Annotated in this window: 10 protein-coding genes; 4 read left to right on the plus strand and 6 right to left on the minus strand. The window is 43.7% G+C overall.

Annotated elements, in window-relative coordinates:
- The first annotated feature begins 105 nt into the window (after positions 1-105).
- Positions 106-1,848 (plus strand): PAS domain S-box protein, encoded by a 1,743-nt coding sequence (locus tag BZA03_RS04515; RefSeq protein ID WP_110288092.1) that lies wholly within the window; start codon positions 106-108, stop codon positions 1,846-1,848.
- Between the two features lie 86 nt (positions 1,849-1,934).
- Here the strand turns inward: BZA03_RS04515 and BZA03_RS04520 are convergent, their stop codons facing one another.
- Positions 1,935-2,531 (minus strand): porin family protein, encoded by a 597-nt coding sequence (locus BZA03_RS04520; protein ID WP_014949483.1) that lies wholly within the window; start codon positions 2,529-2,531, stop codon positions 1,935-1,937.
- Positions 2,532-3,045: 514 nt separating this feature from the next.
- Between BZA03_RS04520 and katG the strand changes: the two genes are divergently transcribed.
- Positions 3,046-5,346 carry a catalase/peroxidase HPI gene (katG, locus tag BZA03_RS04525; RefSeq protein WP_110288093.1) on the plus strand — a complete coding sequence of 767 codons (2,301 nt, stop codon included), beginning with the start codon at positions 3,046-3,048 and terminating at the stop codon, positions 5,344-5,346.
- 212 nt (positions 5,347-5,558) lie between these two features.
- Positions 5,559-6,044 carry a hypothetical protein gene (locus tag BZA03_RS04530; protein ID WP_110288094.1) on the plus strand — a complete coding sequence of 162 codons (486 nt, stop codon included), beginning with the start codon at positions 5,559-5,561 and terminating at the stop codon, positions 6,042-6,044.
- A gap of 48 nt (positions 6,045-6,092) precedes the next feature.
- Here the strand turns inward: BZA03_RS04530 and BZA03_RS04535 are convergent, their stop codons facing one another.
- The gene (locus BZA03_RS04535) at positions 6,093-7,418 is read right to left on the minus strand and encodes a mechanosensitive ion channel family protein (RefSeq protein ID WP_110288095.1); all 1,326 of its coding nucleotides are present in this window, start codon (positions 7,416-7,418) and stop codon (positions 6,093-6,095) included.
- A 722-nt stretch (positions 7,419-8,140) separates the two neighbouring features.
- Between BZA03_RS04535 and BZA03_RS04540 the strand changes: the two genes are divergently transcribed.
- Positions 8,141-9,592 carry a DEAD/DEAH box helicase gene (locus tag BZA03_RS04540; RefSeq protein ID WP_110288096.1) on the plus strand — a complete coding sequence of 484 codons (1,452 nt, stop codon included), beginning with the start codon at positions 8,141-8,143 and terminating at the stop codon, positions 9,590-9,592.
- 58 nt (positions 9,593-9,650) lie between these two features.
- Here the strand turns inward: BZA03_RS04540 and BZA03_RS04545 are convergent, their stop codons facing one another.
- The 4 genes from BZA03_RS04545 to BZA03_RS04560 all read right to left on the minus strand — a co-directional run bounded on the left by BZA03_RS04545 (position 9,651) and on the right by BZA03_RS04560 (position 15,502).
- Positions 9,651-10,469: a thioredoxin family protein gene (locus BZA03_RS04545; protein ID WP_061486537.1), complete on the minus strand. Its 819-nt coding sequence runs from the start codon at positions 10,467-10,469 to the stop codon at positions 9,651-9,653.
- Positions 10,470-10,552: 83 nt separating this feature from the next.
- On the minus strand, positions 10,553-12,118 hold the full coding sequence (locus BZA03_RS04550) for an ATP-binding protein (protein ID WP_110288097.1): 1,566 nt from the start codon (positions 12,116-12,118) through the stop codon (positions 10,553-10,555).
- A complete protein-coding gene (locus tag BZA03_RS04555) occupies positions 12,118-12,774 on the minus strand; it encodes a response regulator transcription factor (RefSeq protein ID WP_110288098.1) in 657 nt (218 codons plus the stop codon). The genes BZA03_RS04550 and BZA03_RS04555 overlap by 1 nt, the downstream gene beginning before the upstream one ends.
- Before the next feature lie 208 nt (positions 12,775-12,982).
- Positions 12,983-15,502: a S8 family serine peptidase gene (locus tag BZA03_RS04560; protein ID WP_110288099.1), complete on the minus strand. Its 2,520-nt coding sequence runs from the start codon at positions 15,500-15,502 to the stop codon at positions 12,983-12,985.
- Positions 15,503-15,933: the final 431 nt, after the last annotated feature.

Below are 15,933 nucleotides of genomic sequence, written 5' to 3' on the forward strand. Positions count from 1 at the left end.
AATGTGTAATATTTTCACTGTGAAATGAGTTTAATATTCACAGTTGGAAAAACAGGGAAAGATCTCCTATATAACTTAAAAAATTTAATGAGAAGGTCTAGATAAATGAAGTTTTTTTCAAAGGAAAATGCGGCGAAACAGGCGCTTGCTCAATCAATCTTGGCTGTAGTTACCATAGATGAAAAAAACAACATTACGTTTTACAACGATGCCGCTCAAAAGTTATGGGGCTATACGCCAAACGAGGTACTAGGCAAAAATATCAAACTATTGGTTCCCCACGAACACAAAGCAAATCACGACAATTACGTTAATTCTCATCGACAAACAAATGTTAATAAAATCGTTGGCAGCTCGCGAGAAGTCGAATTAGAAACAAAAAGTGGGGAGCGAATTTGGGTTCAGCTTGCTTTATCTCAGGTTATTGTTGCAGGAAAGAAGCACTACACCGCTTTCGTTCGAGACGTTACAGAAGAGCGAGAGTCTCGCGAAATAGTGGAGCAAACATTAGAGCAAGCGTTAGATGCTGTGGTGTGTATCGATGAAAACAACAACGTAACCTTGTTCAACGCATCCGCTGAGAAGCTATGGGGATACACAAGAGATGAAGTAATTGGCCAAAATGTGAAGATGTTAGTGCCTCAGGCGATTCAAGCGAACCACGATAACTATGTCAACGCAAATAGAGAAACAGGCCAAGACAAAATTGTCGGAACCAGCCGCGAAGTTAAAGTGGAGCGGAAAGACGGTAAAAGCCTGTGGGGCAGGCTGTCTTTGTCTAAAGTAAGGCTGGCTGACCGAACCCTCTACACAGCATTTATTAAAGATGTAACAGAAGAAGTAGAGCAGCGAGAGTTACAACGTATGCTTTCGCTGGTTGCCAACGAAACAGACAATGCCGTCATTATATCTGATGCAGATGGTCTCATAGAGTACGTTAATAACGGGTTTTACCGGTTGACGGGGTGGGAGCTGGACGAAGTAAAAGGCAAGAAACCTGGATCATTTTTACAAGGTGAGGAAACCGATCAACGTACTGTGGATGTGATACGACAAAAAATTAAAAACCGCGAAGCATTTTATGATGAAATTCTTAACTATAGAAAGGACGGTACACCTTACTGGACTTCACTATCAATAAACCCCGTTTTCAAAGAAGAAAAACTCGTTAACTTTATCGCGGTTCAGGCTGATATTACTCGTGTTAAGCAAATGGCTTTAGATTTTACTAACAAATTAAAAGCTATAGGCAGTGCACTTGTTCTTCTTGAAATGAAGCCTAATGGTGAAGTCGTTGAGGCAAACAAACTACTACGCGACACATTGAACGGGGTAATGAGCTCTGAATCATTTGCAGATGAGGTAATGAATAGTCTTTCTGCAGAGGACAAGTCTACTCTAGAGAGCGCTGGTTTTGTTTCAAAAATTACTGAGTTTCAAGTGGCTGGGCGTTATCTTGCCTTTGACGCGAGAATCAGCGCACTTAAGAACTTTAACGGGCAAGTAACACGTTATGTCTTTTTTGCCGTTAATATCACCTCTAGAAAACAAGCGGTGAACGATACTCAAGATTCTATGAAAGAGCTACTGGTTACCAGCCAGACTATAAGTAATATAGTGGGCACAATTAATTCTATTTCTGAGCAAACTAATTTGCTAGCGCTAAATGCAGCGATAGAAGCGGCACGAGCAGGTGAAATGGGAAGAGGGTTTGCGGTTGTGGCTGATGAAGTACGAACGTTAGCAGGTAACTCCCAGTCCTCATCCAATGAAATTGACAACTTAGTTAAAACGACAGTGTCAAAAATTGAGGAACTGGCGCAGCTCATCCAGAAAATAGACGGGTAGCAAAAAGCAAAAAAAGCCTTGGCTGTGTTGCCAAGGCTTTAGCATTCTCATTAAGTCACGTTGTTAAACGTGAGGCAACAAATGTCTTAGAAACGATACTCAACACCAATACTGGCTTGCTTAAGATCGGTTTCAAAATCGGTGTCGTCGATGTCATCAAACGCTTCGTCTGCATCAAGCTCTGTATCATAAACAGTGTACTCGGCGTTTACTAAAAAGTTACTAGTAATCGCGTAGCTTAGACCTGCGCCTACAAACAAGCTTTCGTCATCGTTATCACGTGAAACGCCAGCAAAGTTATACTCGGTTTCTGACCAAAGTTGACCTGCTTTCGCGTAGAGAGAAAAACGCTCTGTTAATGGAAGAATACCCTTGATCGCCGCTGTGTAGCCGTCTGTTTCAGCACCTGCAAGGTCGTTACCGTAATCACCAAAATCAATGTAACCACCTTCAATTGCAATCCACTCATTGAATTTATATCCAACAAGGCCTTGCCAAACATCTTTGTCATCGTCAAAGTCATCTTCACCTTCAACGCGTAGGTAACCGTAATTACCACCTACATAAAAACCACTGTCTTTTGCTTCAATTTGATTTGATTGAGCATGCGCACCGAATGAAGCCATAGCACTGATAGAGGCAACAGCTGCAAGTCCGGTAAGTGTCTTAAGTGTGTTTTTCATAAGTTCATCCTCATTACTTCTTTAACATTCCATCGACTTCTTATCTGAAGTTAATGCGTCTTTAATTGCATCATCTCTGTATCAATTGCTGTGCCATGGTAGAAATTGCAGAATGTATTTCAATTAGATGAAAACTTTACATAAACCGACACTTTTTAGTTGGTTATTTAGCCGCTTATAGAAAGTATGGAAAAGTTTCACTCTTCAAGAAGCGAAAAAATTTCCCAATCTCTGAAAGAGATTCACAGATCTAGCTCATTTTCCGCATTACATAGTTCTACTGAGCGACAGTCGTTTACGTTATAAAGTGAACTGGGTTTTTAAGGTATTGAAATTAATAAACTTTTCATTGATTGGATTTTCTAATCAGTTGAATTCATTTTATCAACTGTAAATATTCTCTAAGCCTGTCTATCTTTTAACTGCTTATGAGGTAAACAAAATGTTAACAAATTGGTGGTGTGATTCGCACTCACGCTTTGGTAACTACAACAAACTCAGACGGGAAAAGACCATGACTATAAACAGGTTTAAAAAAACCACATTATCAGTACTTGTTGCCCTATCGCTTGGTGCAACAGGGGCTATTGCCAACGATCAAATTAGTAAGCCTGCGGGTGCTAAAGGCACGGGCACTGCTAAAGCTTTTCAAGCGAAAAATAATCAATTTTGGTGGCCTGATCAGCTCGATCTCTCTCCGTTAAGAGATCACGATAATCGCTCAAACCCACTAGGTGATGATTTCAGTTATGCAAAGGCATTCGCTAAGCTAGATCTCGACCAAGTAAAAAAAGATGTTAATGAGCTACTCACTACTTCTCAAGATTGGTGGCCGGCCGACTTCGGAAATTATGGTCCTTTCTTCATTCGACTTTCATGGCACAGTGCAGGTACCTATCGTACGCTAGATGGTCGTGGCGGTGGTGACGGTGGTCAAATGCGTTTTGATCCGCTGAACAGCTGGCCAGACAACGGAAACCTTGATAAAGCGCGTCGCTTGCTTTGGCCTATTAAGCAAAAGTACGGTGAAAGTTTATCTTGGGGCGACTTAATGATCCTTGCGGGTACTGTAGGCATGGAGAACATGGGCTTTGACACCTATGGATTTGCGGGTGGTCGTACCGACGACTGGGAACCTGACATGGTTTATTGGGGCCCAGAAGTGGAAATGCTTGCGAGCGATCGTGAAGAGCGCGACGGTAAGCTTCAGCGCCCGTTGGGGGCAACGCACATGGGCTTGATCTATGTTAACCCTGAAGGCCCTAAAGGTGTGCCTGATCCGATGGGATCTGCGAAAAATATTCGCACTGCATTTGGCCGTATGGCGATGAATGATGAAGAGACCGTTGCGCTAATAGCGGGTGGTCATACATTTGGAAAAATGCACGGCGCACACAAGCCTGCTGATTGTTTAGAAGCTGAGCCAGGCGGTGCAGGCTTAGAAGAGCAGGGACTAGGTTGGAAGAACAACTGCGGTAAAGGCAATGCAGAAGACACAGTAACGAGCGGTTTGGAAGGTGCTTGGACACAGCTACCTACTAAATGGACGAGCCTATATCTCCAAAACTTATTGGGCTTTGAGTGGAAGCAAACTCGCAGTCCTGCCGGCGCTATCCAGTGGATCCCTACCGATGAATCGCTTCATAAATCAGTACCAGATGCGCATGTAGAAGGTAAGAAAAATCCTCCTGTAATGACCACAGCTGACTTGGCGCTTAAGTACGATCCAGAGTATCGAAAAATTGCCGAGCGCTTCTTAGCGGATCCCAAAGAGTATCAAACGGCATTTGCTAAAGCGTGGTTCAAGCTAACTCACCGTGATATGGGTCCTAAGGCACGTTACTTGGGTAACGATATCCCAGAAGAGAACTTCATCTGGCAAGATCCAGTGCCTAAAGCTGACTATAAAGCGATCTCTGATAAAGACGTTAAGAAACTTAAAGCTGACATCTTAGACAGTGGTTTAACCGTTCAGCAACTTGTGAAAACAGCATGGGCGGCAGCATCTAGCTTCCGAGCATCTGATTTACGCGGTGGAGCGAACGGTGCTCGTATTGCCCTTGAACCGCAAATGAATTGGGAAGCCAACGAGCCTGAAACCGTTCAAGCCGTTGTTTCTAAGCTTAAAGAGATGCAAGAAGACTACAATTCACGCATGTTTTCTAAGAAGAAAGTATCGCTTGCTGACCTCATTGTGATTGGCGGCGCGGCAGCAATTGAAAAAGCAGCGGCAGATGCTGGCGTCAAGGTTACTGTGCCAGTGGTTCCTGGTCGAACTGATGCTACCCAAGAGCAAACAGACGTTAATTCGTTTTCATTGTTAGAGCCAACAGCCGATGCGTTTAGAAACTATTACAACGCAGAAGCTAGCTATCGTTCGCCAACCGACATGCTGGTAGACAAAGCCGATCAGCTTAATCTAACAGTACCAGAAATGACTGTTTTGCTTGGTGGTTTGCGTTCATTGGGAGCAAACACAGGTGGCACTAGCCACGGTGTATTTACTGACAAAGTAGGCACGCTTAACAACGATTTCTTCGTAACGCTTCTTGATATGGGCGTTAAGTGGAGAAAAACAGATAACCCGTCGGTATATGAAGGTGTAAACAGAACTACTGGTGAAGTTATGTATACAGGTACGCCTGTAGATCTGGTCTTTGGATCAAACAGTGAGCTGCGTGCAGTGGCCGAAGTTTATGCCTACGACAACGCGAAAAGCCACTTTGTTAAAGACTTCGTCGACGCTTGGACCAAAGTGATGACGCTAGACCGATTCGATTTACGTCACGATCTAAACGCCAGCTTGGGTAAATAGATGCGGTATAACTGCTATCGCGAATTAGCTTAACAACTAATGCTCAATAGACATAAAAACTAAAAGGGCGCTTCCGCGCCCTTTTTAATTGATTTCTATAAGTTGTGTTATGAATTCTTAATGTGATTAAAACGACCGCGAGACCATCGCAAACCCATCTTTAATTCGATACACTGAACCTTTATTTTTCGCTTCTATAGACAATTACCACAATGGCTAGTCTTCAACGAACGTTGGTCAATTTAGAAATGCTAAGCGACGATATTAATGCACTTCACGTCGATGCACTTAATTCGCATGCCCACATTAAGCTTTTACACAATGTGTTGAATGAGCTAAAGAACGCCGAGCAATTTGTTGCCTTAGAAACAGAAGCCAGTTTCCAAAAGTCGTTATCCGGCTCACTGTTTGAGAGCATATTTGAGCGAAAGCGTATGGTGGGTGTTTACATAAAGCTGGTGGGCTATGTTATTACAGCGTGGGAAGCGACCAATAAAGCGAATGCAATCATCAGTGAAAACTTCGATTCAAGTGCCGATAAGCGATTGGAGTTACTGCAGGTAAAAGCAATAAAAGCCAAATCTCAATTAAAAACCGTAGCGTCAGCGATGGGCAAAGAAGACTATGCAAAGTTTGTCCAGACGTTAGGTCTGTCTGCCCAAGAGTGGCAATGGGATACACTTCGCGCTAGGTTTTAGCCAGCGCGAAGGTATGACCGAAAGCGCTCATGTCATGAGCGAGTTTAGCTACGGTGTGGTATTTCGAATACCAATGCCTTGTTCGTTGATAACTCTTACTTCGCGTTGAGGGAACGGTATTTCAATGTTGTGCTCGCGTAATGTTTCAAACACAGTAAGCAGCAAATCGCCACCCACGCGGTTTTTACCATCGTCCACACCTTCCATCCAAAACTCAACGAACATGTTAACGCCAGAGTCGCCAAAGCTATCTATTTCACAGTCAGGCAGCTCTTCAAATGGAACATCATCGCCACTGATCACCTGCGGATGTTCCGATACTGCCTCTTTAATAATCTCTACCATCGCGCGGATGTCAGTTTTATAGGCGACAGAAAAGTCGATGCGGTAACGTTGTTTTTGGTTTTTGTGTGTCCAGTTTATTAGCAAGGAGCTGATAAACTTTTCGTTAGGCACCAGTACATCTTTACCGTCATATGTCTCTAATACGGCATAGCGCATTTTAAATTCTCTGACGATACCTTTCTGCCCGTCTTCCAATTCAACGTAATCGCCTACGGTCAACGATTTATCCAATAGAATAATAATGCCCGAAATGAAGTTTGATGCGATGGACTGCAGACCTAAGCCTAAACCCACACCTACTGCACCACCAAACACGGCTAGTGCGGTAAGGTTAATTCCCATGACGTTAAGCAATAAAAGAAACACCACACAGAACAGGGCAACTTCAAACAGCTTTGCGAACACTTCTTTGGTAGAAACGTCGAGCGACTTATGGTTTCGAATAATATCTTGACCAATGGCGTTCGAGCTGCGGCCTAGCCAGAACAGCAAGCCACCAAACAACAGTACTCTTGTTACGCCATACGCTGAAATTTCAACATTGCCGACTGATATTGCCATTGACTCCAATACTGAAGTTATCAGCGGAAGCACGCCAACTAAGTGTAAAAATAGGATAGGTAAACCCACCCATCGCATAAACGCTGCAATGGTGTTGTTTTCGACAAAACCAGTAATCAAGGAATTAACAAACAGCATTAGTGCTACAACAACGGCTATTTCCAATAGCCATGCATCAAACTGAAATTGCGCCCCCAACACGGTAGTAAGCTTTAGCATACTGATGGTGATAAGCGGGAATAGTGCCTCACCCAGATTGTATAAAAAGCCGTGCATAGTATGTGCGCCTTGCTGTGGCTTTTCTCGGGTAAACTTAAATGGCTTTTTTACTTGTCGTGCAAGCAAAAATGCAACGCAATAAATAACTGCGATTGTTGTAAGCTGGATAACAAAGCTATCAGACATCACCGATGCTTTGACTAAAGCCAACTTTTCCTCAAAGTGCTGGGTTAAACTATCAACATTCATGTTTTCTACTTCACTTGTTTACCACACTGCAGCAGCGTGGATGTAATTTGAGCGTGGAATAACTGCGCGCTTTTTATCTGTTATAACAAATATGGTAAAGCTTTTTTTATCTATCCAACAGAAATTGGCTATCAAGTTGACTTTAATTTCAAAGGTTTTGAGGTGTTTTTACGTAGAAGAGCCCTGTTTAACTTGTTTTTTTAACGCACACTTTTAAAAGCTAAATGTCTTAAGGTATTGATAAATATAATTAAACTCTGTTACTTGAAAAGTTTACGTTTCTAGGTCGCAAAATTCGTACTAAATAGATATTTATCGTTTTGATAAAAATATAAATATAACAATATCTCTCCTAAAAATGAGGGAATACGGTACGGTTCAAGACCATTCTCTTAGTGCGAAAAGCCGATGAAACTTCCCTTGCTGTTATGCTATGTAAATTGGAACTTATTAAGTGAAACGTCAGGAAAGCTTAACTAGATTTTGAACAAAAAATGCGCTGGTGGCTTTCGGCTTTTAGTGGTAGACTCCGCGCGCAATTTGTAAGAGTAAACACCTACGTTCTTTTCTTGATGTCAAACACCAATAAGCCAAGTTGGCAATGGCGTATCTCTTTAGGTTTTCCCAGTAATCTATAACCCCCACGGTTAGCAATAAAGCACTAACGCTTATACCTTTGCGGTATGCAATTTTTTATAAATACCTATGACAGGAGTTTATTAATGTCATTTACCCAATTAGGGCTCGCTGAACCCTTGTTAAAAGCTATTGAAAAACGAGGATTTAGTACACCATCACCAATCCAGGAAAAGGCAATACCAGAAGTATTGCAAGGAAAGGATGTGTTGGCAGCTGCGCAAACGGGAACAGGGAAAACTGCAGGATTTGGACTTCCTATTTTACAGAGATTGATGGAAGGACAACCTGTATCTGGCAACAATGTTCGGGCACTTATCTTAACACCCACGAGAGAACTTGCTGCTCAGGTAGAAGAGAGCATCAGAGCGTTCAGCGAGTTTTTGCCGTTAAAAACTGCCGTGGTATTTGGTGGTGTAGGGATTAATCCTCAAATGATGAAGCTGCGTAAAGGTGTGGATGTGTTAATTGCTACGCCTGGACGATTGCTTGACCTCTACCAGCAAAACGCTGTTAAGTTTTCTCAGCTTGAAGTGTTGGTATTGGATGAAGCCGACAGAATGCTTGATATGGGCTTTATTCACGACATTAAGAGAGTATTGAAGCTATTGCCACAAGAGCGTCAAAGCTTACTGTTTTCAGCCACGTTTTCTGATGAAATCACTGCGCTGGCGAAAACAATAACGCGCAACCCTGTGAGTATTTCAACCGCGCCAGCGAATACCACGGTAGAAGCGGTTCAGCAGCACTTAGTGACCATTGATAAATCCAAAAAAACGACCGCGCTTATTTGTCTGATCAAACAGCAGAAGTGGGAGCAGGTGTTAGTGTTTAGCCGCACGAAACACGGTGCTAATCGTATTGCAGAAAAGCTAACTCGGTCAAAAATTCCAAGTGCCGCTATTCACGGTAATAAAAGCCAAGGAGCGAGAACTAAAGCGCTTGCTGACTTTAAAAATGGCGCAATTAAAGTGCTGGTAGCCACCGATATCGCAGCACGCGGTATCGACATTAGTGAATTGCCTATCGTTGTAAACCTAGACTTACCCAATACGGCAGCTGATTATGTTCACCGAATTGGTCGTACAGGGCGCGCAGGCGCTAGTGGACAGGCGTGGTCATTTGTATGTGCTGAAGAACTGCAAAACCTGAAAGATATTGAGACACTGATTCAAAAGCTGCTTCCTCGTGAAACCTTGGAAGGTTTCGAGCCTCAGCAAGCCGTGCCTGTTACCACGCTTTCTAAGCCTAAAAAGCCCAAGAAGCCGAAAAAGCCGAAAGCACCACATGGTGAGAGCGGCAGCGAAGGTAAACGAAGTGGCGAGAATAAAAAGTCGGGTCAACGCCAAGGTAACCGTAGCGGAAATGGTAATCCGCGCGCAGGTAAACCGGATTCGCGCAACAATAGCGGTGGAAAGCCTGCAGGTCGAAGACGCTCAGGAAGTGAAGGAAGTGCCGCTAAACGACCAGCTAAGCGCAGAAGTAATCCGTCAAATAGCACCACTAATAATACGGCATCAAACAGGGCAAAAGCGTAAACAGTTGAACTGCGCTTCATAAAACCGAGTTTATTAAAAAAGGGCCGTTGGAAAGGCCCTAATTATGTTCCCACGAAAACGGATTGTAGTGTCGCAATGCTGGCGTGGTGTTGACTCCGTTGCCATTCTCAGAATCTAACGTAAGCTCGGCGCGCTTTATCAGCGTTTTTTGCAGTTCAGTGCGAAACCCTTTGGTCTCTTTCCATAGCTCGTTAAGCCCTTGTGGGGTATTACCTTGTAAATCTAGCGCAAGTAGCGGACCCAGTTTGTCATAAGCGCTTTGTAATCTGAGTGCTTGCTCTTTATTGTAAGCTTCTTCTTCATCTGTCGCTTCCCAGTTAATAAACGGGGCTTTTTGCGCAGTTGTCATTGCAGGAAAGCGAGAGAAATACTGAATATACTCCGATAAGGGAATGCTGTCAGCGCGCCCCCATATATCCATTGACGTTCTGTTTAACAATGCGCTGGTTTTAGGTTCAACCACCATTACCGTTGGTGTGGCGTAATAAATGGGGTAGTCAAATCGCTCGGTTATATTTCTTCTGTCTTCAAGTGTTCCCACATCAACAAATACGGTTTCATAATGAGCGCGTAGAATAAGGTCCATTTCCTTTGTCGCAAAACGCTCAGCTAAGCCAGTACTGTCGTGGCACCACTGAGCACCCAGTACAACCAAAAGTAATTTGCTTTGTTCCACAGCTCGCTGCTGTGCATTGACCACATCTTGATAGGGTGATGCAGACGGAGCGTAAGTGTAAGGACTTTCATTTTGAGTACTTACACAGCCATTTAACGTGGTGAAAATGGCAATTAGGACAGCAATGTTCAGGCACTGTCTAAAAAAGGGGGCTCGGCGAGTAATGAAATTTTTTTGCATACGGTTATCAAAATAGTAGTTAAATCAACAGCAATGTAGCATAAAAAGGATGCAGCGACGCACCTAAAACGCAGTAGAGTAACTTAAGCACTGTAGGGCAAAGTCAGGCAAACTCGGGTGCCTGTTGGTTTGTTCTGGGAAATATCAAACTCACCATTTATCAACTTTGCGCGTTCTCTCATCGACAGCAGGCCGAGTGTGGGTTCAGCGTTTGCTAAGTGGGCAAAATGCTCAGGGATGCCGCCGCCGTCGTCAGTAACGATAAATACGGCACTGTGTTGCGCATAGTTGATATCAATACTGAGCGACGTCGCATTGGCATATTTTATACTGTTTGTCACCGCTTCCTGCACAATGCGATAGATATGTATTTTCTGGTCTGAATCGAACGGTACTGGCGTGCCGCTAACGTTAAACGAATAGTCTATGTTTGCGCGCTTGAGCGTGGTAATGATCTCTGAACGTTGGATCACGCTTTCAATGGGAAGTGTATCAATACCGGACGGACGTAATCCCCCTAAGCTTTTCTTCATTGCGTGGTATAGAGCATCTATCTTATTGAGCATCATGTCGTTGTCGCTTTCTCTGCTATCTAGCGACAGTTGAAGTTTCAAATCGACTATGCGGTGACCAAAGTCGTCGTGTAAATCCCGCGATAAGCGCTTTCGTTCATCTTCTTGCACTACCACTAATTGACTGGCCAGTGCTTGAGCGCTTTGCACCGATAGTTCAAGAGCCTCGTTTTTCTTCGCAAGCTTCATATTCAACAAGGTAGATTGGTTAATTGAAGCACCTAAAATGAGGCAACTTGTACATGATGCTAAGATGTAAAACTGATGCTCAATGGGAGGAAGTGCGCTCTGGCTTGCCACCACGAACGCAGTAATACCTATGAGTAAACACGAAAACGCACTGCCAACTATGGCATAGCGATACGATAAAAACAGCGCGGGGAAAACCGCTAGATACTTAACCTGATAGCTGATGTTAATTTGTTGGGAGTAGGCATAGCTGCTCAGCACCAGCAAAACCAGCCAAGCGATTGTTGTAAGGTACAGTACTAAGTGACTCTTAGGGATAGATGGCCGTTTATATAATGCGAAAAGAAAAGGACAAAGAACAACAATTCCTACAAAGTCACCTAATGAAAAATCAAACAAAATAGAAAGAAAAACCTCTATGCCTGTTTGCAGTTCAATAGCCCTTCTGCCCAGAAATACCGCCCCAAGAGCAACACTTATAAGAACACCAAAAGCCAACGTGGCAAGGGTGCTGGAAACATTGTCTATATAAGGTGCGCTAAAGCGACGTCTGAATAAATAAACGCATGTACAAATTACCGCGGGTGACAGCACTAAATGGACTAAATACCAACCTATGGTTCCACTTAAAAACGCCGTATTGTCGAGAATGCCACCGGGGTGAAATAAAATGAAGTGGGTTGATTTTTCTGCGATGAGTAGCAGTGGCCAGCTGTAAATTGGCAGTAGTAAAAACGCCGCCAGGCGAACTCCAGCAGGCAAATACCAGCTCACCGTACCTGAAATAATTTCAAATTGGGTGCTGAACAACCACACGCCGTGAAATAGCGCGGTATAACCTAATCCCATTAGTAAATAGGTAACGTTGAAATACCGCGTTAAATTCATCAATTTGCTTTGACTAGCGTGTCGTCGTAGATAACGTCAGAAACGTCGAGGTACCCAGTTTCTAACGCAATTCTAAGTAAACCAAATTGGGAGGTTACATTGAGTTTCTTGTAAATATTAGTTCTATGAACCATCACTGTTTTCGGGGCAGTATCTATGTAGTAAGCAATCTGTTTTGGCTGGAATCCTTTTGCTAACAGTAAGAAAATTTCCTTTTCCCTTTCAGTAAGGATAGAGGTTAGCTGTTTATCACCGAAAGCTAACTTTTTACTAATATCTGTGCTTAGATAATTCTCGTCTTTTTCTAGAGCTTCCAACGCGTCCATTAACTCTTTGGTGGCAGCATTCTTTGTAACGTAGCCATCGGCGCCGAGCTCAAGCGCTTTACTGATATAGCCTACATGATCATACATGCTCAGCATTAAGCACTTTACAAACGGCGCGTCTCTCTTGATTTTTATTAGCGTGTCGAAACCACTTTCCTGTGCTAACGAGATATCTAGAATGGCAACGTCAATATCGTCTAACGTAGCGAAGGAGGGAAGAGCATCCAGAGAGCTTACTGCGTAAGAAACATGCCAGCCATACTCTTGCTCGATAAGTGTTTTAATGCCATCCCTTACAATTTCGTGATCGTCAATAATGAGTATGTGCATGAAAAAATGCTTATTATTTCTTAATGCATCAAGTGTACGTTGTATTTGGCTTATAGTGAATAAGCCGATGGCTTAGATTGGTGCTCTCTTTAATTCTCAGAATAAAAAAAGCCGGCCTATCCTTGGCCGGCAATTGCTTAACTCTTAACTGTTCAGCGTTTCATTCGCCAACTGTCACGAAGAGTGCGTCAGCGATACGTAAACTACATTAAAGGTTTACAGACACTGGTGCAGAGCATGCAGAGGTTTCATCACAAACCATATAAGTATACTCACCAGGTTGAACGCCTCTGCTTCTGTCGCGATAACGTCCAGTGTTGCTTACTTCTTCAAGTAGCTCACCGTTGCGATAAATCATTACAGTATCGGCCATCGAGCCACTATATGATAAATCTACGCGTAACGAACCGAATCGAGACAGCATAGCGCGGTCAATCTCGGCAACAATGTTGCTATCTGAAACTGATACGGTTTCTGTTGATACGCCAGTTTGGCCTTCAGAGTCGGTAACCGTAAGGGTTACGTCATAGGCACCTGTGCTCGCGTAAACATGCGTTGGATTCTCTTCTGTTGAAGTAGAGCCATCGCCAAAGTCCCAGCTGTAGCTGACAATGTCGTCATTAACGTCGTTACTGTTATTAGTAAAGCTTACTGATAATCCTGAAGCGTCATAGGTAAACGCAGAGTTAGGCGGTGTTGGGCCTACTTCACCAATACCGGTCACCACAAGGCTCCATGTGTTAACAGTGCCGTTGTCACCGTTGAACGTATCAAGCACGTTCAAGGTCCAATCGCCTGTTGCTACTTCGCCGTTAAAGGCATCAGAGTTATAGCTCTCAACGATATCATCTGTAGCGCCACCTTGATTCTGACGAAGAACGGTGGTCGTACCCTGAGGAGAGGTCAGTGATAGTACGAGGTCTCCGCTATAGGTGTGTGTGATATTTACCGACGCCTGCATACCGAATACGGTTAAGTCGTCAGGAACGTTTATCACTAGGTCCACGCCGACATCGTCTGGATCTTCTTCATTCGGTAACGTAGGTACAGCATCACCAGAATACGCGTAAGGGAATTCGTTTAGCCCTTGAGGGTAAACATAAAGATTCGCTGATTTAGATTTCTCAATATCACCGCTTACACCGTTCACCGTAAAGCTGTATGGACCCCAAGGCGTATCTTCAGATGTCTCTACGGTCAGTGTTACCGTATCGCCAGGCATTGCCGAGCTTGCACTTAAAGACGCGATATCACTTGGCTCTGCAAGCGATAGCTGTACTTCTTCTTCGTAGCCAGCAATTGAACCAACTTCAATAGTGAAGGTGTAGGTTTCACCCGCTTCAATTTCAGCTGAACCAGGTGTAATGCCCAGTTTAAAACCTGGAGTTGGATCAGCTTCTTCAAGTGCGTTAAGTACATTTAGGCGGTTACCAGATACGGTGCGACCATCAGCCCATAGGCTAGTTTCACCTGTAGACATTAACAGCTCTTTCATTTCAGATGGCGTAAGTTCTGGGTTTAGTGACCACACAAGTGCTGCTGCACCCGCAACATGTGGCGTTGCCATTGATGTGCCTGAGTATGCCGCATAGCCGTTACCTGGGACTGTAGATAGGATAGCTGTACCTGGCGCCGCGATGTCTACAGTTTCAATACCGTAAGAGTAGCCGCTGTCTCCGTCAGTACGAGTGTGGCTAGCAACTGCAAGCAGACTGTTTGTTGTAGTGACATAGTTAGACGGGTAGTTATCTACGTTGTCGTTGTTTGAACCAGAGTTACCTGCCGCAGCAACAAACAAAATACCCGCTTGGCCAGCTTCTTCAATAGCAGTTTCTAGCGCTTCACTATAGCCGCCGCCACCCCAGCTGTTGTTGGTAGCTTTAATATTGATGCCGCGGTTCTCTTTAAGGTCGGTGAAGTAATCGATACATTCAATAGCGCCAGCGGTTGAACCGCCGTCAGGACCTAAGAATTTACATGCAGCGATTGACACGTCATGGTTTACACCGACCACGCCAATTCCGTTTCCGCCCACAGCGCCAATTGTCCCGGCCACATGCGTACCGTGAGAATCATCGTCCATAGGATCAGAATCGCCGTTAAATGCATCGATACCGTAAACATCGTCAATATAACCGTTGCCATCATCATCAATACCGTTTCCAGCAATTTCACCTGGGTTAACCCATGCGTTATCTGCAAGGTCTTCATGATTGTAGTCAACACCCGTATCGATAACGCCGATGACCACATCGCTATCACCGGTTGTAATATCCCATGCTTCTGGCGCGTCAATATCCACATCTGCAGTACCGCCGGCTTGACCGGTGTTATTCAAACCCCATAGGTCACCATAAGAAGGATCGTTAGGTACCAGGGCTTTGCGGTACAAGAAGTTTGGCTCGGCGATTTTAACCGCAGGATTTTTCTTTAAGATTTCTATGGCGTCTTTTACAGACTTGCCACGAAGTTCCAGTTTGGCAATGCGACCATTTAAAAGGTTAGAGAAGCGATCATCTACCTCATCACGGTTTGCGTCACTAATTCGTGCACCTACCGAAGAGCGAGCGCGCATCTTTTCCGCTTTGCTTACATTTTCTTTGTATACAACGATAACGCTATCGTCGAAAATTTCGGCTTTTGTGGCGTGTGCATGACTAGATACCATTAGCGGTAGAAGGGCTAATGACAGTGCTGAAAGGCCTGTTTTAAAAGGCTTTGTTTTCATAATTAGATTCCATAATTAGCAATAATGCTTTAATCACAGAACCTTCTCGTTCGGTCTGATATAACTAACGGTTAAAACTTATAACGCAAATTTAAAAACCTGCCACCCCTAACAGTAAAATTTGCTCAAAAATACTACTTAACCACTAGGAAAAAGTGAGAAGAGAAGCCCAAAGTGGTACTTAATTACTATGACTTTTGACAGGTAGTTAAGATCTCTATGTCTTAGGGGCGCGCTGTAACAATACCCGTTAAAAGACCCTACAAAAACTAGGTGGTCTTACCAATAATTACTCGGTGCGTGAATTTTCGTCAAATCTAGCACTATGGTATTACCCATAATAAATAACTTGCTGATTTAACGTGTGCTAACTGTATTTGACCTGTAATAAATACAACTTATTGGTGATGGATTCTCGCCGTCTTAAGGAG

Source organism: Alteromonas sp. I10 (assembly GCF_003201515.1).
GTDB lineage: Bacteria > Pseudomonadota > Gammaproteobacteria > Enterobacterales > Alteromonadaceae > Alteromonas > Alteromonas macleodii.

Excerpts from the sequence above, each read along its gene's own strand:
- BZA03_RS04515 (WP_110288092.1), top strand. The coding sequence starts at position 106 with ATGAAGTTTTTTTCAAAGGAAAATGCGGCGAAACAGGCGCTTGCTCAA.
- BZA03_RS04520 (WP_014949483.1), bottom strand. The coding sequence starts at position 2,531 with ATGAAAAACACACTTAAGACACTTACCGGACTTGCAGCTGTTGCCTCT.
- katG (WP_110288093.1), top strand. The coding sequence starts at position 3,046 with ATGACTATAAACAGGTTTAAAAAAACCACATTATCAGTACTTGTTGCC.
- BZA03_RS04530 (WP_110288094.1), top strand. The coding sequence starts at position 5,559 with ATGGCTAGTCTTCAACGAACGTTGGTCAATTTAGAAATGCTAAGCGAC.
- BZA03_RS04535 (WP_110288095.1), bottom strand. The coding sequence starts at position 7,418 with ATGAATGTTGATAGTTTAACCCAGCACTTTGAGGAAAAGTTGGCTTTA.
- BZA03_RS04540 (WP_110288096.1), top strand. The coding sequence starts at position 8,141 with ATGTCATTTACCCAATTAGGGCTCGCTGAACCCTTGTTAAAAGCTATT.
- BZA03_RS04545 (WP_061486537.1), bottom strand. The coding sequence starts at position 10,469 with ATGCAAAAAAATTTCATTACTCGCCGAGCCCCCTTTTTTAGACAGTGC.
- BZA03_RS04550 (WP_110288097.1), bottom strand. The coding sequence starts at position 12,118 with ATGAATTTAACGCGGTATTTCAACGTTACCTATTTACTAATGGGATTA.
- BZA03_RS04555 (WP_110288098.1), bottom strand. The coding sequence starts at position 12,774 with ATGCACATACTCATTATTGACGATCACGAAATTGTAAGGGATGGCATT.
- BZA03_RS04560 (WP_110288099.1), bottom strand. The coding sequence starts at position 15,502 with ATGAAAACAAAGCCTTTTAAAACAGGCCTTTCAGCACTGTCATTAGCC.